At 68.1% G+C, this 24,236-nt stretch carries 22 protein-coding genes; 11 read left to right on the top strand and 11 right to left on the bottom strand.

Annotated elements, in window-relative coordinates; genetic code table 11:
- The first annotated feature begins 116 nt into the window (after positions 1-116).
- The 5 genes from AC3EF3_RS02290 to AC3EF3_RS02270 all read left to right on the top strand — a co-directional run bounded on the left by AC3EF3_RS02290 (position 117) and on the right by AC3EF3_RS02270 (position 3,952).
- Positions 117-608, top strand: coding sequence for a phasin family protein (locus tag AC3EF3_RS02290; RefSeq protein WP_488530539.1), 492 nt, complete (start codon positions 117-119; stop codon positions 606-608).
- A 102-nt stretch (positions 609-710) separates the two neighbouring features.
- On the top strand, positions 711-1,880 hold the full coding sequence (locus tag AC3EF3_RS02285) for a patatin-like phospholipase family protein (protein ID WP_488530538.1): 1,170 nt from the start codon (positions 711-713) through the stop codon (positions 1,878-1,880).
- Between the two features lie 91 nt (positions 1,881-1,971).
- Positions 1,972-2,640, top strand: coding sequence for a TetR/AcrR family transcriptional regulator (locus tag AC3EF3_RS02280; RefSeq protein ID WP_488530537.1), 669 nt, complete (start codon positions 1,972-1,974; stop codon positions 2,638-2,640).
- A gap of 29 nt (positions 2,641-2,669) precedes the next feature.
- A complete protein-coding gene (locus tag AC3EF3_RS02275) occupies positions 2,670-3,443 on the top strand; it encodes a hypothetical protein (protein ID WP_488533717.1) in 774 nt (257 codons plus the stop codon).
- Between the two features lie 53 nt (positions 3,444-3,496).
- Positions 3,497-3,952: a hemerythrin domain-containing protein gene (locus tag AC3EF3_RS02270; RefSeq protein WP_488530536.1), complete on the top strand. Its 456-nt coding sequence runs from the start codon at positions 3,497-3,499 to the stop codon at positions 3,950-3,952.
- Positions 3,953-3,956: 4 nt separating this feature from the next.
- Here the strand turns inward: AC3EF3_RS02270 and AC3EF3_RS02265 are convergent, their stop codons facing one another.
- The gene (locus tag AC3EF3_RS02265; protein WP_488530535.1) at positions 3,957-5,369 is read right to left on the bottom strand and encodes a wax ester/triacylglycerol synthase family O-acyltransferase; all 1,413 of its coding nucleotides are present in this window, start codon (positions 5,367-5,369) and stop codon (positions 3,957-3,959) included.
- 135 nt (positions 5,370-5,504) lie between these two features.
- Here AC3EF3_RS02265 and AC3EF3_RS02260 point away from each other — a divergent pair, with 135 nt between their 5' ends.
- Positions 5,505-5,759 (top strand): acyl-CoA-binding protein, encoded by a 255-nt coding sequence (locus tag AC3EF3_RS02260; protein ID WP_488530534.1) that lies wholly within the window; start codon positions 5,505-5,507, stop codon positions 5,757-5,759.
- Here the strand turns inward: AC3EF3_RS02260 and AC3EF3_RS02255 are convergent.
- The 4 genes from AC3EF3_RS02255 to AC3EF3_RS02240 are packed head-to-tail and all read right to left on the bottom strand — an operon-like array spanning position 5,752 to position 10,399.
- On the bottom strand, positions 5,752-6,942 hold the full coding sequence (locus AC3EF3_RS02255; protein WP_488530533.1) for a CaiB/BaiF CoA transferase family protein: 1,191 nt from the start codon (positions 6,940-6,942) through the stop codon (positions 5,752-5,754). The two genes, AC3EF3_RS02260 and AC3EF3_RS02255, sit on opposite strands and share 8 nt — an antisense overlap.
- A 4-nt stretch (positions 6,943-6,946) precedes the next feature.
- Positions 6,947-7,288: a polyhydroxyalkanoic acid system family protein gene (locus AC3EF3_RS02250; protein ID WP_488530532.1), complete on the bottom strand. Its 342-nt coding sequence runs from the start codon at positions 7,286-7,288 to the stop codon at positions 6,947-6,949.
- Entirely contained in the window at positions 7,281-8,348 is a 1,068-nt protein-coding gene (locus tag AC3EF3_RS02245) for an aminopeptidase (RefSeq protein WP_488530531.1), read from the bottom strand. Before AC3EF3_RS02245 ends, AC3EF3_RS02250 begins: the two co-directional genes overlap by 8 nt.
- Before the next feature lie 14 nt (positions 8,349-8,362).
- Positions 8,363-10,399, bottom strand: coding sequence for a molybdopterin-containing oxidoreductase family protein (locus AC3EF3_RS02240; RefSeq protein WP_488530530.1), 2,037 nt, complete (start codon positions 10,397-10,399; stop codon positions 8,363-8,365).
- Between the two features lie 103 nt (positions 10,400-10,502).
- Between AC3EF3_RS02240 and AC3EF3_RS02235 the strand changes: the two genes are divergently transcribed.
- On the top strand, positions 10,503-11,639 hold the full coding sequence (locus tag AC3EF3_RS02235; protein WP_488530529.1) for an ABC transporter substrate-binding protein: 1,137 nt from the start codon (positions 10,503-10,505) through the stop codon (positions 11,637-11,639).
- A 6-nt stretch (positions 11,640-11,645) separates the two neighbouring features.
- Here AC3EF3_RS02235 and argE read toward each other — a convergent pair whose 3' ends face one another.
- Complete coding sequence (gene argE / locus AC3EF3_RS02230; RefSeq protein ID WP_488530528.1) at positions 11,646-12,821, bottom strand: acetylornithine deacetylase; 1,176 nt, start codon at positions 12,819-12,821, stop codon at positions 11,646-11,648.
- A gap of 87 nt (positions 12,822-12,908) precedes the next feature.
- Between argE and AC3EF3_RS02225 the strand changes: the two genes are divergently transcribed.
- Positions 12,909-14,105: a M20 aminoacylase family protein gene (locus AC3EF3_RS02225; RefSeq protein WP_488530527.1), complete on the top strand. Its 1,197-nt coding sequence runs from the start codon at positions 12,909-12,911 to the stop codon at positions 14,103-14,105.
- Positions 14,102-15,202, top strand: coding sequence for a M14 family metallopeptidase (locus AC3EF3_RS02220; protein ID WP_488530526.1), 1,101 nt, complete (start codon positions 14,102-14,104; stop codon positions 15,200-15,202). The genes AC3EF3_RS02225 and AC3EF3_RS02220 overlap by 4 nt, the downstream gene beginning before the upstream one ends.
- On the opposite strand, the gene AC3EF3_RS02215 is transcribed toward AC3EF3_RS02220, so the two are convergent.
- Genes AC3EF3_RS02215 through AC3EF3_RS02205 form a run of 3 tightly spaced genes read right to left on the bottom strand, consistent with a single transcriptional unit; the run spans position 15,199 to position 17,596 of the window.
- Entirely contained in the window at positions 15,199-15,969 is a 771-nt protein-coding gene (locus AC3EF3_RS02215) for a type III pantothenate kinase (protein ID WP_488530525.1), read from the bottom strand. The two genes, AC3EF3_RS02220 and AC3EF3_RS02215, sit on opposite strands and share 4 nt — an antisense overlap.
- A gap of 19 nt (positions 15,970-15,988) precedes the next feature.
- Entirely contained in the window at positions 15,989-16,918 is a 930-nt protein-coding gene (locus tag AC3EF3_RS02210; RefSeq protein ID WP_488530524.1) for a hypothetical protein, read from the bottom strand.
- A 54-nt stretch (positions 16,919-16,972) separates the two neighbouring features.
- Positions 16,973-17,596, bottom strand: a complete 624-nt coding sequence (locus AC3EF3_RS02205) for a helix-turn-helix transcriptional regulator (RefSeq protein ID WP_488530523.1) — start codon at positions 17,594-17,596, stop codon at positions 16,973-16,975.
- Positions 17,597-17,696: 100 nt separating this feature from the next.
- On the opposite strand from AC3EF3_RS02205, the gene AC3EF3_RS02200 reads away from it, so the two are divergent.
- Entirely contained in the window at positions 17,697-19,040 is a 1,344-nt protein-coding gene (locus tag AC3EF3_RS02200; protein WP_488530522.1) for a sensor histidine kinase, read from the top strand.
- A gap of 15 nt (positions 19,041-19,055) precedes the next feature.
- Complete coding sequence (locus AC3EF3_RS02195; RefSeq protein ID WP_488530521.1) at positions 19,056-20,033, top strand: response regulator; 978 nt, start codon at positions 19,056-19,058, stop codon at positions 20,031-20,033.
- Between the two features lie 4 nt (positions 20,034-20,037).
- Here the strand turns inward: AC3EF3_RS02195 and cqsA are convergent, their stop codons facing one another.
- Positions 20,038-21,279: an alpha-hydroxyketone-type quorum-sensing autoinducer synthase gene (gene cqsA, locus AC3EF3_RS02190; protein WP_488530520.1), complete on the bottom strand. Its 1,242-nt coding sequence runs from the start codon at positions 21,277-21,279 to the stop codon at positions 20,038-20,040.
- Between the two features lie 170 nt (positions 21,280-21,449).
- The gene (gene secA, locus AC3EF3_RS02185; protein WP_488530519.1) at positions 21,450-24,212 is read right to left on the bottom strand and encodes a preprotein translocase subunit SecA; all 2,763 of its coding nucleotides are present in this window, start codon (positions 24,210-24,212) and stop codon (positions 21,450-21,452) included.
- Positions 24,213-24,236 lie beyond the last annotated feature (24 nt).

The raw sequence follows: 24,236 nt of genomic DNA, 5'->3' as shown, positions 1-24,236 counted from the left end.
TCCTGAACCATTCTGCCCAAAGCGGGCCGGCCGTCCAGCCTTTTAGGAGGCGGCCTCTAAACGGCGCGGCGCGGCGGGCTTAAATTGCAGCCATCGCAAACTCACTGGAGGCCACCATGGTCACGAAGACGAAGAAGAGCACCGAGACCGGCGCCGCCGACGCGAAGCTCGCCGGCACGGTGAAGGAGTCCGCCCAGCAGATCTGGCTGGCCGGCCTCGGGGCGTTCTCCAAGGCGCAGGAAGAAGGCGGCAGGGTCTTCGAGACGCTGGTGAAGGAAGGCGTGGCGATCCAGCGCAAGACGCAGGCAGCGGCCGAGGAGAAACTCTCCGAAGCGACCAGCCGCATGGCCAGCATGGCGAACGACCTCAGCTCCAAGGCCTCGGGCCAGTGGGACAAGCTCGAGAACATCTTCGAGGACCGCGTCTCGCGCGCCCTCAACAAGCTGGGCGTGCCGACCTCGAAGGACATCGACATGCTGGTCGCACGCATCGACGAACTCAATCGCAACGTCGCGAAGTTGAGCGCCCGCTCCGGCGCGGCCAGGGCCGCGGGGCCGGCCGCGAAGAAGTCGCCGGCCAAACGCGCGTCGGCCCGCAAGGCGGCTTGAGCGACGTCCGCTTCGCATCCAGGGGCGCTGCGGCGCCCTTTTTCATGTCCGCATTGCTGCAACGCACAAGGCGCCGGCCGGCAAGCTGCCTACACTGGCCCGATGACAACGCGAACAAGGAAGTCCCCGCGCATCGCGCTCGCCCTGGCAGGTGGCGGGCCGCTCGGCGCGATCTACGAGATCGGCGCGCTGTGCGCCCTGGACGAATCGCTCGACGGGCTGGAGCTCACCGGCCTGCAGCATTACGTCGGCGTGTCGGCCGGCGGCTTCATCGCGGCGGCGCTCGCCAACGGCATGACCCCGCGCGAGATCTGCTCATCCTTCATCGAGAGCGCGGGCGATGACCTCGACGTGTTCGATCCCGCCTGGCTGCTGGTGCCCGCATGGGGCGAACTGGCGCGGCGCGCGATCATGTTCCCGGGGCTGGCGGCTTCGGCCTTGTGGCGCGCGACGCTCGGGCGGCGCTCGCTGTCGCATGCGCTCGAGCACCTCGGGCGGAGTCTTCCGACCGGCATCTTCTCCAACGACCTCGTGGACACGCAGCTGGCCAAGGTGTTCTCCCGTCCGGGCCGCAGCAACGATTTCCGCGAGCTGCGCACGCGGCTCACGCTGGTGGCCACCGACCTCGACACCGGTGAAGCCGCCCCCTTCGGCCGCCCGGGCTGGGACCACGTGCCGATCTCCAGGGCCGTGCAGGCGAGCTGCGCGCTGCCGGGCCTGTTTCCGCCGGTGCGGATCGGAGAGCGCTCCTACGTCGATGGCGCGCTGAAGAAGACGATGCACGCGTCGGTCGCGCTCGAGGAGGGCCTCGACCTGCTCCTGTGCATCAACCCGCTGGTGCCTTTCAAAGCGCCCCGCATGGCGGATGGCGGCTTGCCGGCCGTGCTCTCGCAGACCTTCCGCTCGATGATCCATTCGCGGTTGGAGCTGGGCATGAAGCATTACGAGCGCGTGTACCCGCGCACGCACATCGTGCTGGTCGAGCCGGACCACGGCGACCCGGAGCTGTACCTGGCCAACACCTTCGGCTACGGCCAGCGCAAGCAGCTCGCCGAACACGCGTACCAGCAGACGCGCGCGATGCTTCGCTCACGCCGCGCGGAGCTTGCGCCGAAGCTGGCGCGCCACGGCATCGCGTTCGACGATCGTACGCTCGCCGACCTGTCCCGCCATCTCGTCACGCCGCAGAAACCGAAGACGCGCATCGCAGGCGCTGTCGCCACGCTGCACTCGACGCTCGACGAACTCGGGCGCGCCTTGCAAGCCGCCTGACGATATGTGGACCCCCACGCTTCTCACTTCGTGTAGTGCGCTGCCCCCCGAGGGGGCCTCAGCCTCCTTCGGGCGGCCGTGCGGAGGCTGAATGGCCAAGAAGGCGCCGCGCCGCACCGCCGAACGCATCCTCGAGGTCTCGCTCGATCTCTTCAACCGCTTCGGCGAGCCCAACGTGTCGACCACGCTGATCTCGGCGGAACTGAACATCAGCCCGGGCAACCTGTACTACCATTACCCGGCCAAGGACGAGCTGATCAACGCGCTGTTCGACCGTTACGAGCGCGCGTTGAGCGAGCTGCTCAACGCGAGCGACGGCGTGCGCGACGTCGAGGACGCGTGGTTCTTCATGCACACGCTGTTCGAGCTGATCTGGCAATACCGCTTCCTGTATCGCGACCTGAACGACCTGCTGTCGAAGAACCGGCGGCTGGAAACGCATTTCCAGGGGGTGCTGAAGAACAAGACGCGGGCGGTGCGCGCAATGCTCGACGGCATGAGCCGCGCCGGCGCCGTCTCGATCGACTCGCGCGAAGTCGAGGCGACGGCCACCAGCATGGTGGTCGTGCTCACCTACTGGCTCAGCTACGAGTACGTGCGCGACCCGCGCCGCGCGCTCGAGCCCGAGAGCGCGCAACTGGCTTTGCTGCGCGGGGCTCACCACGTGCTCAATCTGCTGGTACCCTATCTCGAACCGGGCCAGCGCCTGCACCTGTTGAAGCTGGTGACGGCCTACAACAGTCCACCGGCGGACCGGTAGGAAGGAAGAACAAGGACATGGAGACAACGATGGCCAAGTGGACGGCATTTCCGCATGCCGGCGAGTTCAGCTACGACGCGGCCAGCGTGAAGAAGCACTGGAAGCGGCTGCACGCGGGGGACGCCGAGCCGTTGCCGGAGAACGGCGACGTGCTGCAGGCCTGGACGCTGTTCCACAACGGCGAATTCCAGCGCGCGGCCGAGGCCGGCCTGAGGGCCGGCGATGCCGGCATCACGGTTGCCAACAAGGCGACGGCCATCTATGCGAACTACCTGGAGAAGAAGGAACGGGTCAAGCTCGAGCTGCTGATGGAAGTCGCCGAGCGGGCGCGGCAGCAGGTCGCGCAGGACGACCGCAATCCCAACGCGTGGTACTGGCAGGCCTACGCGCTCGGCCGCTACAGCCAGGGCATCAGCGTGGCCAAGGCGCTGGCGCAAGGGCTGGGCAACAGGGTGAAGGAAGCGCTGGAGACGACGATCCGCCTGCAGCCGCGCCACGCCGACGCGCATGTCGCACTCGGCGCCTTCCATGCCGAGGTGATCGACAAGGTCGGCGCGCTGATAGGCGGCATGACTTACGGCGCCAAGAAGGACGCGGGGCTGCGCCTGTTCCAGCAGGCCCTGGAAATCCATCCCGGGTCGGCCATCGCGATGATCGAGTACGCCAACGGCTTGCTGATGCTCGAAGGCGACCGCAAGATGAAGGACGCGACGCGCCTGTACCAGCAGGCCGCCGCCTGCAAGCCGATGGACGCGACCGAGCGGCTGGATGTCGAGCTCGCGAAGGCCGAGCTCGACGAGTAGGCTCCGGAATCCGCCTACACGGAGATCGCCAGTGGCCGCGTAGCCTCGCGGCCATGGACATCTTCGACGCCCTCCTGAAGAGCCACGAGCTGCAGCGCTCCATCGCCCGGCGATTGCTGTCGGATATCGGCGAGCGCAAGCAGCGCACGCAGGACTTCGAGCAGCTCAAGGCCGAACTCTCCGCGCACGAGACGGCGGAAGAACGCGCTTTCTACATTCCGCTGATGGAACACGACGAGGCGGTGGAAGCCGCGCGGCATGGCATCGCGGAACACCACGAAATGGACGAGATGGTCGAGTGCATCGACAAGCTCGAGCAGGGCTCGGCCGAATGGCTGGAGCAGCTCGGCGCGCTCGTGCACAAGCTCGAACACCACCTGAAGGAAGAAGAGGACAAGTGGTTCCCGCTTGCGCGTCGCATCCTGCCGCGGCAGGAACTGAAGGACCTCGGCGAGCCCTACCAGGAAGAGCACGATCGCCTGAAGGCGAAGGAAGAACAGTCCTCCTGAGCGATCACTCGCCCCAGGGCAGCATCAGCGTCACCAGCGAGAGCTTCGCGAACTCGGGCTCGAACTCGTCGATGATCTTCTGCGGCTCCGGGCACAGGGCAGTGTCGGTGATCACGCCGAACTGCACGCCCCCGCCGTAGCTCAGGATGGAGACGCCCAGGCCGATGTCGCCCGACTGCGGCACCCAGAACATCGATTGCTCCAGCGTCGCCCCCAGGAGCTTGAGCTTCTCGCGCGGGCCGGGCACGTTGGTCATCACCGCCGTCGTCTTGCGCCCGAACAGCCCCGTGATCGCGTCCTGCGCCGGCTTGATCAAGAGGCCCGAGATCGCCAGCACCAGGAAGGCCAGCACCGGCTGCGTGCTGCCCTTGAGCTGGTTCATGCGCCGGCGCACCTCGTAAATTCGCTCGATCGGGTTCTCGATGCCGATCGGCAGCACCAGCGGCACCAGGCCGAAGCGGTTGCCGAGCTTGTGGGCTTCCTCCATCGGCCGCAGGTTCACCGGCACCATCGCGCGGATCTCCTGGCCCGCGACGTCGTCGCCTAGCCCGCGCAGGTATTCGCCGATGGCGCCCGCCACGCACGACAGCAGCACGTCGTTCACCGAGCAATTGAGCGCGCGGCCCACCGCCTTCACCTCGTCCAGCGGCACCGGCGGGCACCAGGCCACGCGCTTGCGGCGGCCCGGCTTGCCCTTCAGGCGCGTCTTCGAATCGTCGGGCATCAGCAGCATGGCCGCGGCGTCGTTGACGACCTGCAGGCCGAGCTTGGCCATGTCGAACGATCCCATGCCGAACGCCTTCACGGCGATGTCGGTGAGGGGCTTGATCAGCGTGTCGGCGATCCAGTCCTCGGGAGACGCCGCGGCCTGCTTGCGCCGCCGCTCGGGCGGCGGCGCGCCGCCGTCCACCAGCGACATCGTCACCGCGATCAGCGCGATGCCGTCGGCGATGCAGTGGTGGATGCGCACGATCATCGCGCTGCCGCCGTCGTAGTCCTCGACCAGGTGGATGCGCCACAGCGGGTGCGCGCGGTCCAGCGGCTCCATCGCGAGCTGACCGACCCGGTCCTGGAGGGCGGCCTGGGCCGAAGCATCGCGGTGCCGGGGCAGCTTCTCGCGCACGACGTGATGGCGGATATCGAAGTCGCTGTCCTCGACCCAGGTGGCACCGGCCGCATCCTCGACCACCCGCTGGCGGAAGCGCTCGTATTTGAGCAGCCGCTCCTGCACGCGCTGGCACAGGTCCCCGTACCGGATGGCGGGCTTCAGCGTCCAGACCCCCACGATCACCATCAGGTTGCTGGGCGAATCCATGCGCAACCAGGCCGTGTCGACCTTGGACATGCGCTCGCCCGCCAGCCCCAGCACGCCGGTGGCCGCGCGGGCCACTTTCGATGCGACGATGCGGGTCACCATGGCCTGTCTCCGTTCACGTTCTGGACGCGTGCCCCTACTGCACCGGCGCGCGCCGACTTAAGATACCGCGACCATACCGCAGCGCCCGCGCCGCGGGTAGACCCGTCACCCCAACCTGAATTGCCAAGGACCCTCATGGCCGACCTGCAAGCCCGATTCGAAGCCGCCGTCGCCAATTCGAAGAACCTGAGCGAGCGGCCCGACAACGCCACGCTGCTGAAGATCTATGCGCTGTACAAGCAGGCCACGGCCGGCGACAACGCCGACAAGAAGCCGGGCTTCGGCGACATGGTCGGCCGCGCCAAATGGGACGCGTGGAACGGCGTGAAAGGCACGTCGAGGGACGACGCGATGCAGCAGTACGTCGACCTGATCGAATCGCTCAGCTGATCACGCCGCGCGCACGCAGCTGCGCGATCTGCTCCGCGCCGAGCCCGATCTCGCGCAGCACTTCGTCGGTATCCTCGCCCAGCTTCGGCGCCTTGGTGCGTTGCGCGCCCGGCGTCGCCGAGAGCTTGGGCACGATGCCGGGCACCATCAGCCGGCTGCCGTCTTCCATTTCCACGTCCTGCAACATGCCCCGCTCGCGGTAATGCGGGTCGGCGGCGATGTCGGCCACCGTGTAGATGCGTCCCGCCGGCACCGAAGCCGCCTCCAGCGCGGCGAGCACCTCGCCGACGGTGCGCTGCGCCGTCCAGGCGCCGATCGCCGCATCGATCTCCTCGACGCGCTGCACGCGCCCGGCGTTGTTGGCGAGTTCCGGATCGCCGGCCAGGTCGGGCCGGCCGATCACGCCCATGAGGCGCTTGAAAATGCTGTCGCCGTTGCCCGCGACGATCGCGTAGCCGCCGTCGCTGCAGCGATAGGCGTTCGTCGGCGCGATACCGGGCATGGCGCTGCCGGCCGGCCCGCGCACCGCGCCGAACGCGCTGTACTCGGGCAGCAGGCTCTCCATGCAGTTGAAGACGGCTTCGTACAGCGCGACGTCGACCACCTGTCCGCGCCCGCTCCTGTTCCGCTCCTGCAGGGCGAGCAGGATGCCGATCACGCCGTGCAGCGATGCCAGCGTGTCGCCGATGGACACGCCCACACGCACGGGCACGCGGCCCGGCTCGCCCGTGAGGTGGCGCAGCCCGCCCATCGCCTCGGCCACCACGCCGAAACCCGGCCGGTCGCGGTACGGCCCGGTCTGACCGTAGCCGCTGATGCGCAGCACGATCAGGCGCGGGTTCGCCTCGAGCAATTGCTCGGGCCCGAGCCCCCAGGCCTCGAGCGCGCCCGGGCGGAAATTCTCGACCAGCACGTCGCTCTCGCGGGCGAGCTTGCGCACGATCTCCTGCGCCTGGCCGTCCTTCAGGTCCAGCGCGATCGAGCGCTTGTTGCGCGACTGCACCTGCCACCACACGGAGGTGCCGTCCTTGAGCATGCGCCAGTGGCGCAGGGGGTCGCCGCTGCCGGGCGGCTCGACCTTGATCACGTCCGCGCCGAAATCGCCCAGCGTCTTGGCCGCGAACGGGCCGGCGATCAGCTGCCCCATTTCGAGGACCTTGAGACCTTCGAGCGGGCCGGCCATGGGATCAGGCCTTCTTTTTCTTCGCAGCCTTCTTGTCGAAGGCCTTGAGCGGCTCCTCGTGCGCGAGCAGCTCGTCCAGGTTCTTCACGATTTCGGTCTCGATGCGTTCCTTGAACGCGCCGAGCAGCACGCCCAGCCGCGCATCGAGCTGGAAGCGGTCCCGCGTGACCTTCAGTTCGCCGTTGACGCCCGAGCGCGTGAAGGACACCAGGTCCGAGGCCTTGCCCTCCTCGTACACGCATTCCATGCCCAGGCGCTCCTCGGCCTCCTCGGCCCAGCGGAACGCCAGCTTGCGCGCGGCAGCAAGGCCCAGCGCGTGCTCACGCGTGATGTGGATGTCAGGCACCGGCGATCTCCTTGAGCATTTGATGACGCTGCTTCTTGGGCAGCTCGGCCAGCTTTTTGGCTGCATCATAGAACCGCTGGAAATCGCGCCCTTCGCGCACGAAGAGCGCCTCGAAACCGGGCACCAGCTCGTCGTACGCGGCCTGCGCGCCGAAGGACGCGTTGTTCGCCTCGGCCACCCAGCGGTCGTAGGAGCGGAAGCGCGTGGGGTCGCCGGGCCAGGTGGCCTTCAGCTTCGCGTAGCGCTCGCGGAAATCGCGCATCGCCTCCTGCTTCAGGCGCTCGCGCTCCTCACCGCTCGTGTGCTCGTAGATGTCCTGCAGCCGCTTGCGCGTGTCGGCCGTGAGCGCCCGGAACTGGTTGCGCCGGCCGTCGTACTGCGCATAGTCGATGCGCGCCTGTTCGTTGGCCTGCGTGTTCAGCCACATTTCGCCGCCGATGCGTTCCACCGCCGTCGCGAACGACTCGTTGAACATCGTGTCGTCCTTGGCGTAGACCACCTGGTGCGCCAGCTCGTGGAAGATGATGCGCGCCAGTTCGCCTTCCGGGTAGTTGATGAAGGTGTTGAGCAACGGATCGCCGCCCGCCCAGTTCATCCAGCCGAGCGTCGAATAGGCCGGCACCGGATACACGCTCACCTCCAGGCCGTCCTTGACCAGGCGCGCGGCTTCCGCCCGGGCTTCGGTCTCGTCGAAGTAGCCGCGGTAACCCACGCAGCCGGTCACGGGAAAGCAGGACTTCTTCAGTTCGATCGAGTACGGCGGTGCGGCCACCACGTTCCACACGACCGCATTGCGATGCAGGTCCGCATAGCGGCTGTAGCTCGGGTTGCTGGGGAGCTTCAGCTGCGTGAAGGCGAACTTGCGGATGCGCTGGCTCAGGGCCAGGCGCGCCTTCAGCTTCTGGGGCGCCATGCCGTCCACGAGCCAGTCGTCCACGGGACGCGCCGCGCCCATCACGCGCAGGTGGCCGGTCGCGGTCTGCCAGTAGTAACCCAGGTTGGAGCAGCCGGACAGCGCCAGGGCCGCAGACCCGAAGACGGCCAGCGCCGCCCACGTCATGGCACGTTTCGAGATCACGCCTTCGCGACTTCGACCAGGCAGTCGTAGAACACCGGGCCGCGGCCGATGTCGGTGAGGTTCTGGCTGGTGAGCTGATTCACGTTGGTGCCGGCGAGGCCGAACTTGCGCCACCACACGCCCAGGCCGTTCACGACGCCCGGCCGCGCGCGCTCCGTCACTTCGGCCTTGCAGACGTATTCGCCGCGGTCGTTGAACACGCGCACGGTGCTGCCCGTCGCGATGCCGCGCGCAGCTGCGTCGCTCGCATGGATTTCCAGCACCGGTTCGCCCTCGCTCGCGCGCAGGCTGGGCACGTTCACGAACGAGGAGTTGAGGAAGTTGCGGTGCGGCGGCGAGATCATGGCGAGCGGATAACGATCCGACGCGCCCGGCTGCTCGTAGTTCCCGACGTGGTCGGGCAGGCCGTCCAGCCCCAGGCTGGCGACGCGCTCGCTGAAGAACTCGCATTTGCCCGAAGGCGTGGCGAAGCCGCCATCGGCAAAGGGCGCGTCGGGCAGGTGCAAGGTCGTGAAACCCTGGTCCATCAGTTCGCCGAAATCCACCTTGTTGCCGTAGGCCGTGACGCACAGGCTGGCGTCGTCCTCCTCGAAACACGGCTCCAGGAACCCCATGCGCTTCGCCAGGTCGCGGAACACCTGCGTGTTGGGTCGCGCCTCGCCCAGCGGGGCGATCGCCGGGCGATTGAGCAGCACGTCGGTGTGGCCGTAGGCGAGGTGGATGTCCCAGTGTTCCAGCTGCGTGGTCGCCGGCAGGATGTAGTCCGCGTAGTCCGCGGTGTCCGTGCGGAAATGTTCCAGGACCACGGTGAACAGGTCCTCGCGCGCGAAGCCGGCCACGACCTTCGCCGAATGCGGCGCGATCGCCACCGGGTTGCTGTTGTAGACGACCACCGCCTCGACCTTCGGGCCGAACGAGGGCGAGGCTTCGCGCAGCAGGTCGTTGCCGATGGTGGCCATGTTGATCGTGCGCGGCGTGCGCCCGCGCAGCAGGTCGGGGCGCTGCAACGCCGCCTTGTCCACCGGAAAGTGGCCCGAGCTCGAAAGCAGCACGCCCCCGGCGCGGTGGCGCCAGGCGCCGGTGAGCGCGGGCAGGCAGGCGACGGCCCGCACGGCATTGCCGCCGCCGTGCACGCGCTGCATGCCGTAGTTCAGGCGGATCGCGGCCGGCCGGATCGTGCCGTAGTCGCGGGCCAGCGAGCGGATCTGCGCCGCGTCGATGCCGCAGATCTCCGCCGCCCGTTCCGGCGTCCAGCGCATCGCGCGCTCGCGCAAGGCCTCCCAGCCCAGCGTGTGGCGCGCGATGTAGTCGTGATCGAGCCAGTCGTTCACCACCAGCTCGTGCATCACCGACAGGGCCAGCGCCGCGTCGGTGCCGGGCCGCAAGGCAATGTGCTCGTGGCATTTTTCCGCGGTTTCCGTGCGGCGCGGATCGATGCAGATCAGTTTCGCGCCATGGCGCTTGGCGGCCTGGGCGAGCTTCCAGAAATGCAGGTTGCTGGTGATCGAGTTGCTGCCCCAGATGAGGATCAACTTCGCTTCGGCGAAGAACTCCACCTTCATGCCGACCTTGCCGCCCAGCGTGTACGCCAGTGCCTCGCCCCCCGCACTGGAGCAGATCGTGCGGTCGAGGAAGGAGGCGCCGAGCCGGTGGAAGAAGCGGGCGGCCATGCTCTCGCCTTGCACCAGGCCCATGGTCCCGGCATAGCTGTAGGGCAGGATGGCCTCGGGATCGCGCGCGGCGATGGCCTGCAGGCGCCGGGCGATGTCGGCCAGCGCCTCGTCCCAGCCGACCCGCTCGAAGGCGCCCGAGCCCTTGGGGCCGGTACGCCGCAGCGGATGCAGCACACGTTCGGGGTGGTAGGTCCGCTCCGTGTAGCGCGAGACCTTGGTGCACAGCACGCCGTCGGTGTGCCGGTGCTGGGGGTTGCCCTGGACTTTCACGGCCACCCCGTTCTCCACCGTCGTGAGCAAGGCGCAGGTGTCGGGGCAGTCGTGCGGGCATGCCCCCTTCACAACGGTTGAGTCATTCATCACACTGCCACTCGATAAGGCGCCGGCGCTGTTCATTGTTGGGTAAACCCTATGGTTTCACGGAACGGCCCAGCTATCCAATAAGGTCGCGAAGGAGACAAGCATGAAGTTCAGCAGGTCCTTGGCCGCTACCCTGATGGTAGCCGTGTTGGGAGTCGCCGGCGGGCTGCCGGCGCAAGCCGATGAAGGCATCACCAAGGCCAGCATCGTCGTCGGCCAGTCGATCTGCCTGACCGGTCCGGGCTCCTCGCTGTCCGTGCCCTTCCACAATGGCGCGAAGCTGTACTTCGACCGGGTCAACGCCGGCGGCGGGATCAACGGCCGCAAGATCGAGCTGATGACGCTGGACGACCACGGCAACGCCAAGCTCGCCGCGGAGAACACGAAGAAGCTCCTGGACCAGGGGGTCTTCTCGCTCTTCGGCTATTACGGCTCGCCGCAGGTGACCGAGGTCTACCCGATGATCAAGGACAGCGACATCCTGATGTTCGCGCCCATGGCCGCGGCGGACGAATTCCGCGGCGCCAATTACCCGAACGTGTATTCCGTCCGCCCCGGCTACGCCGAGGAGGCCGCGGCCATCGCCCGCCATGCGGACACGCTGGGCGCCGCCAGGAAGCTCGCGATCCTGCACGCCAACGACAGCGAGTCGACGGCGGCGCTCGATTCCGCGATCCGCACCATGACGAGCGCCGGGGCGAACGTGGTGGCCAATGCCCCGTTCCAGTCCGGCTCGGTCGCCGGGGCCGTGGACAAGGCGATGGCCGCGGGACCGCAGTCGGTGCTCGTGATCGGCGACGCGAACGGCGCCGCCGGCGCGATCCGCGACCTGCGTGCCAAGGGTTTCCGCGGGCCGATCTACGGGTTCTCCAACACGGGCGAAAGTCTCCTGGCCGAAGAGCTCGGCCCGCAGGGCGCGGGCGTAGTGGTCGTGCGCGTCGTGCCCAAGAGCGACACGGCGCGCATTCCGGTCGTGCGCGAACTGATGCAGGAAGCGCAGGCGGCCAAACTCGGCAAGACGAACGTCTACATGCTGGAGGGCTACATCGCGGCGCGCGCGTACGCCGAGGCGCTGCGCCGCTCCGGCAAGGAGCCCAGCCGCGCCAAGTTCAGGAAGTCCCTCGCCACCATGGATGACGTGAGCCTGGGCGGCTTCCGCGTGCACTTCGCCGACGAGCGCACGGGCTCCAAGCTGGTCGAGCTGAGCCTGATCGACTCGCAGGGGAAGGTGCGGGAGTAGCTTCCTTCAGCCGATCTCACGCGCGGCCGCCAGCCCGCGCATGAACTGCTCGCAGCGCGCGAGCTGCTCCAGCGTCACGTATTCGTCGGGCTGGTGGGCCTGGTTGATGCTGCCCGGGCCGCAGACCACCGTGGGGATGCCGCAGCTCTTGAAGATGCCGGCCTCGGTGCCGAAGGCGACTTCGGTGGTGCGCGACTCGCCCGCAAGGCGCTGCGCCAGCCGCGTGATGCCGTCCTGCGCCGAGCCGAGGAAGCTCGGGATCTCGCAGATCGTCTCGAAGGAAAAGCCGGCATCGGGCGCGATGCGCTTCATCGCGGGTTCGAGCGACTTCGCGTAGTCGACCACTTCGCGCTGCATCGCGCCCACGTCCGCGGTGGGCAGGTCGCGGAACTCGTAGCGGAACTCGGCGTCGCGCGGCACCACGTTGTCCGCGATGCCGCCATGGAACTGGCCGACGCTGGCCGTGGAGAACGGCACGTCGAAACCCTCGTAACGCTGCTCACTGCGCTCGAAGCCTTCGGCCATGTCGCGCAGCCGGGCGATCACGCGCGCCGCCATCTCGATCGCGTTCACGGACTGCGGCGTGAGCGACGAGTGCGCTTCCTTCCCGCGCACGCAGCAGCGGTAGCGGTACACGCCCTTGTGCGCGATGGCCGGGACCATGCTGGTGGGCTCGCCGACGATGCAGGCGAGCGGCTGGATGCCGGCGTCGCGCATGTCCGCGATCAGGTGGCGCACGCCGAAGCAGCCGACTTCCTCGTCGAAGCTGAGGGCCAGGTGGATCGCGAACGGGGCCTTGCTGTGCAGGAAGCTTTCGGCACTGGCCACCGCGATCGCGATGAAGCTCTTCATGTCGGCCGAACCGCGACCGTAGAGCTTGCCGTCGGCGATCTCGCCGCCGAGCGGATCGAACTTCCAGGCCTGCCCTTCCCAGGGCACCGTGTCCGTGTGGCCGGACAGGATCACGCCCGCCGGCTTGTCTTCCCCGATCGTCGCAAAAAGGTTTGCTTTCGTTCGCTCCTCGTTGAAGGTGAGGCGGCTCTCGATGCCCAGCCGGGCGAGCTCCGCACGCACGAGGTCGATGAGCGCCAGGTTCGAGCGACTGCTTTCGGTGTCGAGGCGCACCAGCGCCTGCGCGAGCTCCAGGGCCGCGGGCGACACGGTGATCGGTGTGGACTGCATCACGCGATTCTCGCGGAGATCGGCGCGTGGCGAGAAAGCGGCCGCGCAGCTAGACTGGCAGTTTCAAGCAACGCTTCTTCGCTTGTCATGAACATCCTCGACTCCGTCGTCACGCAGGCCGCGGCCATCACCGCGATCCGGCGCGACATCCACGCGCATCCCGAACTCTGCTTCGAAGAGAACCGCACCGCCGACGTCATTGCGGCCAAACTCACCGAGTGGGGCATCCCGGTCCACCGGGGCCTGGGCACCACCGGGGTGGTCGGCATCGTCAAGAACGGCAGCAGTTCGCGCGCCGTGGGCCTGCGCGCCGACATGGACGCGCTGCCCATGCAGGAGTTCAACACCTTCCAGCACGCCAGCAGGAACGCCGGGAAGATGCACGCATGCGGCCATGATGGCCATGTCGCAATGCTGCTGGCCGCGGCGCAGCACTTCGCGAAGCAGCGCAATTTCGACGGCACCGTCTACCTGATCTTCCAGCCGGCCGAGGAAGGCGGCGGCGGCGCGCGCGAGATGATCAAGGACGGCCTGTTCGACAAGTTCCCGATGGAGGCCGTGTTCGGCATGCACAACTGGCCGGGCGGCAACGTCGGCCAGTTCGCCGTCAGCCCGGGCCCGGTGATGGCCTCGAGCAATGAATTCAAGATCACCATCCGCGGGCGCGGCAGCCATGCGGCCCTGCCCCACAACGGCATCGATCCGGTGCCGATCGCCTGCGAGATGGTCAACGCCTTCCAGCTGATCGTGAGCCGCAACAAGAAGCCGATCGATGCCGGCGTGATCTCGGTGACGATGATCCACGCGGGCGAGGCCACCAATGTCGTGCCCGACAGCTGCGAGCTGCAGGGCACCGTGCGCACCTTCACGGTGGAAGTGCTGGACATGATCGAGCGGCGCATGAAGCAGGTGGCCGAACACGTGAGCGCCGCACACGACGCGACTTGCGAATTCGAATTCGTGCGCAACTACCCGCCGACGACCAACTGGCCGGACGAGGCCGAGTTCGCGCGGCAGGTGATGATGTCCATCGTCGGCGAGGAGAACGTGCTCAAGCAGGAGCCGACCATGGGCGCCGAGGACTTCGCGTACATGCTGCAGGCCAAGCCCGGCGCGTACTGCTTCATTGCCAACGGCGACGGCGCGCATCGCGAGATGGGCCACGGCGCGGGACCGTGCATGTTGCACAACCCGAGCTACGACTTCAACGACGAGCTGATCCCGCTCGGCGCCACGTACTGGGTACGGCTCGCCGAGGCGTGGCTGGCCAGGGACAAGGCATGACGGTTTCAGGGGAGGAGTCCTTTTCCGGGTCGTATTGGGAGGCGCGCCGGAAATTCATCGAAGCCGCCCAAGCGGCCGGCCTCCAGGTCGAAAGCAAGGTCCATCCGCTGCGCGGCGCGCAGGGCGAGGAGCTGGCGATGGACGTCGTGCGCGAGGGCCACCCCAATGCGCCGAACGTGCTGCTGCTCACCAGCGCCTGCCATGGCGCCGAGGGCTTCTGCGGCAGCGGCGTGCAGGTGGCTGCGCTGCGCGACGCGAGCTGGCGCGCCCGGGCGCGCGAACGCGGCGTGGCGGTGGTGTACGTGCACGCGCTCAATCCCTGGGGGTTCTCGCACCTGGGCCGCGCCACGCACGAGAACATCGACCTGAACCGCAACTTCCTCGACTTTCGCCAGCGACTGCCGGAGAACCCCGGCTACCGCGAACTGGACCCGCTGCTGGTGCCCCAGGAGTGGCCACCCACGCCGGCGAACCAGGCGGCGATCGCGCAATACATCGCAACCCGCGGCCTCGCGGCCTTGCAGGCCGTCATCAGCCGCGGCCAGCACGAATTTCCCGACGGACTGTTCTATGGAGGCCAGGCGCCGAGCTGGAGCAACCTGGCGATCCGCGAGGTGCTGCGCGCGCACGGACAGCGCGCGGCACGGCTGGCATGGATCGATTTCCATACGGGGCTGGGGCCTGCGGGTGTGGGAGAACGCATCCTGGCGGGCCCGGACGACGCGGCCACGCTGGCGCGCGCGCAGGCCTGGTGGGACAGCGGCGGCGCGACGCCGGTAACCTCGATCTACGACGGCTCGTCCAGTTCGGCCTTCCTCACCGGTCTCATGTGGACCGCGGCAGTCGAGGAATGCCCGCAGGCGGAGTTCACCAGCATCGCGCTGGAGTACGGCACGGTGCCCATGCTGGAAACCCTCGAGGTGTTGCGCGGCGAGCAGTGGCTGCGCGCCCACCCGCATGCCGAAACCGCGCTGGCCGCGCAGATCCGCCAGCGCATTCGCGACGCGTTCTACACCGACACGCCCCAGTGGAAGCAGAAAGTGCTGGCGCAGGCGCGCCAGGCCATGCGCCAGGCCGTCGACGGGCTCTCGGCCTAGCCGCCGAAGCGGCCCTGCGCGATCACCAGCAGGCCATCGAAGATCAGGCTCTCGATCAGCTCGAAAGGCAGCGACATGTGGGGCGCCATCTTCCAGCCCGCGCCGCCGGTCATGTAGCGCACCGGGTCCTCGCCGCAGCGCTGGCGCACGTGTTGCACCATGCGCTCGATCGCGCCGGAGATGGCGAAGGTGCCGCCGCTGGTCAGCGCGTCCGACGTGTTGGTGGGGAATTCGCGCACGTCGCCGGTGGGCACGTGCAGGCCGGCCGTCCCCGATTCGAGCGCGCGCAGCATGATGCCGTGACCCGGAAGGATGAAGCCGCCGAGGAATGCGCCGGTCGCGTCCACCGCTTCCACGGTGACGGCCGTGCCCACCATGACCACGACCATCGGCCGCGCCGGTCCGCAGGCGAGCATGCGCTGGCGCGCGCCGATCATCGCCACCCAGCGGTCCGCGCCGAGCCGGGTCGGGTGGTCGTAGCCGTTGACGATGCCCGCCTCGCCCGCGCTCGGGACGACCCATTGCGCGGGCACGTCCCACAGCTCCTCCATCTGCTCCTCGACGCGGCGCTTCACGGCATCGGCGGCCACCGCGCAGCCGAGCATCCGTTTCGGCGCCGGCAGGGCGGACCAGGTGCCCTCGGCGAGCTTGTCGATGTTCTCCAGGAACTCCGCGCCGTGCGCGAACAGCGCGGCGCCGGGACGCGGCGCGTCGTACAGCGCCCACTTCATGCGCGTGTTGCCTACGTCGACGGCGAGGAACGGCATGGGGCGCTCCGTCGGGCTTTCAGGACCTGGCGGCCTGCAAGTAGTCGCCGAGCGCATCCAGGCTTTCCGCGAGCGCCTTCTCGTGCGCCTGCAGCTGGCCGCAATCGGCCCCGGCCTGCTTCAGGCCCAGCTGCAGGTCGCGATGGCTATCCATCGCGCTTTCCACGCCCAAGGGCCGGCTTTCCCCCCTGCGCGCCGCGTCGGCCAGCGGTGACACCCGGGCATGCCAGTTCTTCAGCTGCGCGGCAACGCTTTTCTGGAGCACCTGGACGACGCCGGCGCGCCGGGTCGCCGTGGCCTGCGCCTGCTGGTGCGACTGCTGCGCGGCCGTGCTGAGCGCACGCAGCGCCTTCAGGCGCCCGACGAGCAGTTCGCAGCGCTTCGTGTCTTCGTCGATCTGCCGCCGTGCCGCCTCGTCACCGCCCTGCGCCTCGCGCGCCTTCAGCTGGTTGCGCATGTCCTGCAGCCAGCGCGCGCCCTGGTCGATGATCTTGTCGAGCGCGCGGAATTCCACCTCGAACTCCAGCAGCGTGAGGTCGGTGCGGCTCGCCTGGTCGCCCTGCTTGCCCTGCAGGACCCGGGCCTGTGCGTCGAGAGCGCCGGTGGCCGCCTGGATCGCATCGTATTGCGATGCGAATTCCGCCACCGCGTTGCGATCCTTGCCTGTCAGGCGCGCGAGCAGCCCGCCCTTTTTCTGGAACAGCCCGAAATCGAGCCCGGGCAGGGCCTCGCCGGCGCGCGCAATGGCCGCGGCCAGGGGAGCGAAATCGCGCTTGCCGGCCTGCGCCTGCAGGTCCACCCGCAACTCGGACAGGCGCCGCACGTGCTGGTGGCCCGCGTCGGTGGCCATCCGGTCCAGCCACGCGGCCGGGGTCCCCGGCGCCTTCGGCTGGACCTGGGCGAGCTTGGCCGGGGTCATCAATGAGGCGGTGCGGTCTTCGTCCTTCATGGGGCACTCGGGGAGTGGCCGTACTGTAAACCCATCGACGGGGTTTCCGCCCGGTCAGATCGCCCCGAACCAGCACGCGCGCTGGATCGCCGCCATCTTGTTGTCGACCTTGAGCTTGGACATCGCGTTCGCCAGGTGGTAGTTCACCGTGCGCTCGCTGCATTTGAGGACCTGCGAGGTTTCGCGTGCCGTGAGCCCCTGGAAGGCCAGCACCAGGCATTCCCTCTCGCGCGGGCTCAGGTTCGAGCGGTCGCTCGCGATGCCGCGCTTCACGAGCGGCCAGATGTTCAACGCCGACCAGGCGAGCGAGGCCGCTTCGGCGCGGTCCGTGAGCTCGCGCGGGCTGAACATGAAGCACTCGAAGGCGCGCCCCGCGGGCAGGGAGAACTCCACGCGCACGACGGTCTGGAAGCCATGGGCGAGCCACAGCATGCGCCAGCGGCTGGAACTCAGTTGCTCCGACTTCGCGATGTGCTGCCACGCGACCAGCGGCGCATCCGAATCGCGCCAGGGCGCGCCGAAGTCGCGGCTTTCGGCCAGGGCCCGCGCGGCGTCGGCGACGATGGGCGGATGCACGGCGACCACCTGCCGATCCTCGCTGCTGCCGAACGGATCGGGACCGAGGACGGTGACGGCCTCGACCGAGAATTCACGCAGGGCACCCACCCAATCACTCAAGAGGCCGTCCAGGCTCACACTGTCAAAGTTAACAGGTAGCTGCATCGACGTGATGTGGAAGAACCGGGACAATAGCATGCTCCCTCACAGTGTTTCGGACGTGCCGTTGGAGAGAACCCGGGATACGCGCTTCGCACCGACCGCGGCGACGCCACCGCGGCCGGCGCTGTCGCATGGGATCGCGCGCTGGCTGAAGGAGGAAGTGGTGACGGCACCGCTGGTGCCCGTGCTGCATCCCTCGCCCCTGCGCATGAAGGGCCTGGGCCTGTTCACGCTGTTTGGCCATCCGCTCTTCTGGTTCGTGTGGGCCGTGTGGCTGCCGCAGCCCTACGAGAACCTGCCGCTGCGCCTGTTCACCGCATCCCTGGGCCTGCTGCTGGTCAGCAATGCCGTCTCGAAGGACCCGACCAGCCGCCTCTCCGGCCAGGTGTTCACCGCCGTGTTCTGGTTCGAGCTGCCGTTCCTGTTCTCGTGGATGTACCTGTGCAACGGCGGCAACGCCGCCTGGCTCGCGAGCATGGCGGCGATGATCCTCACGTACTACTTCGCGACGGACTGGCGCATCGCCACCGTCGGCCTCGCGTTGGGCGGCATGGCCGCGCGCCTGCTGTTCGACATCACCGGGCCGGTCACGCCACCTTGGAGCCACGAACTGTTCTGGACGAACGCGATGGTCCTGGCCTTCTGCGTAAGCATGGGCATGCTGCTGGGCCTCTCGTCCGCCAATCTGCGGCGCGAGCACCTGGACCACACGCTCACCACCATGGGCATCATGGCGCACGAGCTGCGCACGCCGCTGGCGACCATGGCGCTGATCGGCGACGCGGTGCGCGGCGGGGCGAGCGAGTGCGAGGACGCGCACGCACGCATGAAGCTCGAGCAGCTCGCGATGCGGCTGCATACGCTCGTGCGCAACATGAACCACCAGATCGACATGCAGATCGCCAACGCGCGCCTCACGCGCCTGCCCACACGGCGCGAGTCGATCTCGGCCGGCAACCTGGTGGCCACCGCGGTGGCGAACTACCCGTTCCGCAGCACCCGCGAAAAGGAAAGTGTGCGCGTGCGCGTTCACCGCGATTTCGTCTTCCAGGGCTCGCAGGCCCTGTTCTCGCAAGTGATGGACAACCTGCTGAAGAACGCCCTGCGTTCGCTCGCTGCGGCGAGCAACGCGGTGCAGCCGGGCGACCTCTCGATCGAGGTCGGCGTGCAGCAGGGGCGCGGGCGCATCGTCATCGCGGATCGCGGCGTGGGCATCGACCCCGAGCTGCAGCCGCGCATCTTCGAGCCCTTTTTCTCCACCAGCCACGGCACGGGCCACGGCCTGGGGCTCGCGTTCTGCCAGCAGGTCGTGCACAGCACGCGCGGCAGCATCCGCGTGAAGTCGCAGCCTGGTCATGGCGCCGTGTTCACGATCGATTTGCCGACCTCGGAGCAGCCCTGACACAATGGCGTGCCCATGAGCTTTCCGCTGTTCCGCCGACCAGGCACCGTGGTCTTCCTCGACGACGATCCCGACTACCTGGAGATGCTTGCTCTCGTGCTGCCGCGCCAGTGGCACGTGAAACTGTTCCTGCGCCCGCTGGAATGCATCAACTACCTCCAGCAGGAGCCCCCGTTCTGGGAAGCCGACGCCTGGAACCAGCAGCAGCTGGTGGAGCAATGGCGCGCCGGCAAGCCGCTGATCCCGCAGCTGCTCGCCTACTGGTCCAAGTACACGGAGCGCTATGCCCTCACGCGCGTGTGCGTGGTCGACTATTCGATGCCCGCGATGGACGGGCTCACCGCGCTCGGCGAGCTGGTCGACTGGCCGGGCTCGCGTGTGCTGCTCACGGGCCAGGCGGACGAACAGGTGGCGGTGCGCGCGTTCAATCGCGGCCTCATCGACCAGTTCATCGCCAAGCAGACGCCCGACATCTCCAAGCACCTCATCGAGGCCGTGCAGCACCTGCTGGATGCGCCCAACGCGCGTCATGCGCAGATCTGGCGCGCCACGCTCAGCCCGGAGCAGAACGCCTTGATGCGCGCGCCGGCGATCAGCCGCGACCTCGCGAAATTCGCTGCAAAGCGCTGGGTCGAGTACGTGGTGATCGGCGATCCCTTCGGCGTCCTGGGCCTCGACGCGGAGGGCCAGGTGAGCTGGCTGCAGCTCGAGCCGCGCGAGGGGCTGGACGCGCTCGCCGAGCTGGCGGAAGGCGAAGGGCTCGGGGCGGATGCGCTGGCCGAGATCCGTGCCGGGCGAGCCCTGGCCGCACTCGAATTGCGCCAGGCGCTCGGGCGGCAGGGGCCGCCGCCGCTGAGGGCGGCGTTCGGGTTCGGCGACCAGTCGTCCCTGCTGGGTGCCCTGTTCGACATCGACCCGTCCCATGGCCCGGACCCGGCCGACAGCTACCGCCAGTGGCTGGCGCGCCAGGAAGGGCGCGCCGTGCAGGCCTGATGGCTCACGCGGCTGCGCGCGAGCGCTGCCGCCGCGCGATCGGCCAGTCCCAGGGTGCGAGCAGCGGTGCGGCTTCACGCGCGACGCACTCCACATGCTCCAGTTCGCTCTCGGTCAGGCCCGAGTTGAGCGTGAGCCGCAGCATCGCGCGGTTCCTGCTCGTCGCGGGCGCACAGAAGATTGCGCCGATCACCCCGCGTTCCTCGAACACGTCGCGCAGTCGCATCGCCGCGGGCTCGCTGCCCGCTTCCAGCGCGATGATCTGCTCGCTGCCGTGGTGGATCGGGTAGCCGGCATCGGCCAGGCTTCGTCGCAACCGGCGCGTGTTCGCGTGCAGGCGGTCGCGCGCCCGGCCCGCCTTGCGCACCACGCCCAGCGTGGCGGCGAGGCCGGCGATCTCGTGCGGCAGCAGCGACGAGCTGAAGATGTTCGGGTAGGCCGAGATCTGCACGTAGCAGCGCATCTCGCGCGGGGCCGTGAACAGGCCGGCGCGCCCGGCGAAAGCCTTGGCGAGGCTCGCGGTGATGAAGTGCACGCGATGCGTCAGCCCCAGCTGCGCGCACAGGCCCGCACCCTGCGGGCCATGCGTGCCCATCGAGTGCGACTCGTCGACGACGATCGTGCAATCGTGGCGCTCCGCGACGGCGACGACCTCCTCCAGCGGACACAACGCGCCGGTCGTGCTGTAGACGGAATCGACCACCACCACGCCCGGCCCATGGGCCTGCACCATGCGCTCGAGGTGGGCGATGTCGTTGTGACGGAACGCGTGGGCCGGCGCCTGTGCCGCGCGCGCGCCTTCCCACAACGACATGTGCGCGAGCGAATCGAGGTAGACCGGCGTCGATTCGTCGGCAATGATCTGCAGCAGGCCGAGGTTGGCCGCGTAACCCGACTGGCACAGGAACGTGTCCTCCTTGCCCAGCCACGCAGCCATCGCCTTCTCGAACGCGCGGGCGGGATGGTGATCGAGCAGGAACACGCCCGATTGCACGACCGCTTCGGTGTCCGCGCGCAATGCGCTCACTTGGGCCTGCACGACCTCGGGATGGCCGGTGACGCTCAGATAGTCGTTGCCATCCAGGCGCACGGCGCCCGGCAGCGGTGGCCGTCCATGCAGGATGAACCTGCCTCCCCACTGGTCACGCCAGCGGGCGGCAAATTCGCGCTCGATGCGCCGGCGCAGGGGGGCAGGCATGCGCGGCTCCGCGCGCGAAGGGTAAGCAGCTATCTCAACGACGTCCATGGGATGCACCTTGGTTACAAATTGGAGTGCCCCATTGAAGAGGTAAAGGCGAAGGCGCGCGTCTACCCCCCTGTCAACATTGACAGGGGGCGTGAGCAGATCGCGGAACTTTGCCGCCCGGTGCCGGGCGACCTTAAGAGGAAAGGCCTCGCGCCTCTCCGGGCCGTGCGCTACGCCAGCTTGCCGTGGCAGTGCTTGTACTTCTTGCCGCTGCCGCAGGGGCAAGGATCGTTGCGGCCGACGTGTGCCATGGCCGCGGCCAGGACCGGCGCTGCAGCGCGCGCCGTGTTCTCGTCGACCTTGGTCTCGACCTCGCCGGTTTCGGTCGGCGCGCTGTAGGTGACATTGGCGATGCGCTCGGCACGGTCTTCCATCTCGTCGGCCGCCTGCTCGAGCTGCTCGCCCGACTGCACCTGCACGGTCATGAGGACCTTGGTCACCTCGTTCTTCACCGAATCGAGCAGTTGCCCGAACAGCTCGAACGCCTCGCGCTTGTACTCCTGCTTCGGCTGCTTCTGCGCGTAGCCGCGCAGGTGGATGCCCTGGCGCAGGTAATCGAGCGCGGCGAGGTGCTCGCGCCAGTGCGTGTCTATGCTTTGCAGCAGCACGATGCGTTCGAACTGCGTGAAGTTCGTCGGGCCGATCTGCTGGACTTTGGCCTCGAACGCCTCGTTGGCAGCCCGCATCACCTTCTCGACGATGTCTTCGTCCGTGATGCTGGCGGCACCCTGCACTTCCTTCTGCAGATCCAGCCGCACCCCGTATTCCTCCAGCGCCTTTTCCAGGCCCGGCAGGTCCCACTGCTCCTCGACCGACTCGGGCGGCACGAACTGGTGGACGATGTCGGTGAAGCAGCCTTCGCGCAGCGACGCGATCTGCGCCGTGAGGTCGGCCGCGTCGATGATGTCGTTGCGCTGCTGGTAGATCACCTTGCGCTGGTCGTTCGAGACGTCGTCGTATTCGAGCAGCTGCTTGCGGATGTCGAAATTGCGCGCCTCGACCTTGCGCTGCGCGCTCTCGATCGAACGCGAGACGATGCCGGCCTCGATGGCCTCGCCGTCGGGCATCTTCAGGCGTTCCATGATCGCCTTGACGCGATCGCCCGCGAAGATGCGCATCAGCGGGTCGTCCAGCGACAGGTAGAAGCGCGACGAGCCGGGGTCGCCCTGGCGGCCGGAGCGGCCGCGCAGCTGGTTGTCGATGCGACGCGACTCGTGGCGCTCGGTGGCGATGATGCGCAGGCCGCCCTGCGCCACGACCAGCTCGTGGTCCTTCTGCCACTGCGCGCGCAGCTCGGCGATGCGCGACTGCTTCGCCGCCGCATCGAGCGTCTCGTCGGCCTCGACGGCCTCGACGGCCTTCTCCACGTTGCCGCCCAGCACGATGTCGGTGCCGCGGCCCGCCATGTTGGTGGCGATCGTGATCATCTTCGGCCGGCCGGCCTGCGCGACGATCTCGGCCTCGCGCGCATGCTGCTTGGCATTGAGCACCTGGTGCGGCAGGTTCTGCTTCTGCAGCAGCTCCGAGATCAGCTCCGAGTTCTCGATCGACGTCGTGCCCACCAGCACGGGCTGGCCGCGCTCGAAGCACTCCTTGATGTCCTTGATCGCCGCTTCGTACTTCTCGCGCGTGGTCTTGTAGACGCGATCGAGCTGATCCTCGCGGCGGCTCGGCCGGTTCGGCGGGATCACCACGGTCTCGAGGCCGTAGATCTCCTGGAATTCGTACGCTTCCGTGTCGGCGGTGCCGGTCATGCCGGCCAGCTTGCCGTACAGGCGGAAGTAGTTCTGGAACGTGATCGACGCGAGCGTCTGGTTCTCGGCCTGGATCGCCACGCCTTCCTTGGCTTCCACGGCCTGGTGCAGGCCCTCGCTCCAGCGGCGGCCCTGCATCAGGCGGCCGGTGAACTCGTCGACGATGATCACCTCGCCTTCCTGCACCACGTAATGCTGGTCGCGGTGGTACAGGTGGTTGGCCCGCAGCGCCGCGTTCAGGTGGTGCATCAGCGTGATGTTCGCCGGGTCGTACAGCGAGCCGCCCTCGGGGATCAGCCCGAGGTTGAACAGGATGCGTTCGGCGCTCTCGTGGCCCTGTTCCGTGAGGTAGACCTGGTGCGCCTTTTCGTCGACCGTGAAGTCGCCGGGCTTGGTGACACCTTCCCCCGTGCGCGGATCGGCCTCGCCTTCCTGCTTCGTGAGCAGCGGCACGACGCGGTTCATCGCGATGTACAGCTGGGTGTGGTCCTCGGCCTGGCCGCTGATGATCAGCGGCGTGCGGGCTTCGTCGATCAGGATCGAATCCACCTCGTCGACGATCGCGTAGTTGAGGCCGCGCTGCACGCGGTCGGCGACCTCGTACACCATGTTGTCGCGCAGGTAGTCGAAGCCGAACTCGTTGTTCGTGCCGTAGGTGATGTCGGAGCGATAGGCGGCCTGCTTCTCCTCGCGCGGCATGTTCGGCAGGTTGATGCCGACGCTGAGGCCGAGGAAGTTGTACAGCTTGCCCATCCACTGCGCGTCGCGATTGGCGAGGTAGTCGTTCACCGTCACGACGTGCACGCCCTTGCCGGCCAGTGCATTCAGGTACACGGGCAGCGTCGCCACCAGCGTCTTGCCCTCGCCGGTGCGCATCTCCGCGATCTTGGCGTTGTGCAGGGCGATGCCGCCGATCAGCTGCACGTCGAAATGCCGCATGCGCAAGGCGCGCTTGCCGGCCTCGCGCACCACGGCGAAGGCTTCGGGCAGCAGGTCGTCGAGCGTTTCGCCCTGGCCGAAGCGGGCCCGGAACTCGTCGGTCTTGGCGCGCAGCTCGGCGTCGCCGAGCTTCTCGAACTGGGGCTCGAGCGCGTTGATCCGCTCGACGGTCTTGCGGTACGACTTGAGCAGGCGGTCGTTGCGCGAACCGAAGATCTGGGTGAGGATGTTCTTGGACATGGACGGTGGACGCGGCCCAGGACT

The sequence above is a fragment of the Ramlibacter sp. GS1-15 genome (assembly GCF_057785015.1).
Note: the sequence above shows the minus strand (reverse complement) of the source record. Positions and strands in the feature narration are given on the sequence as shown.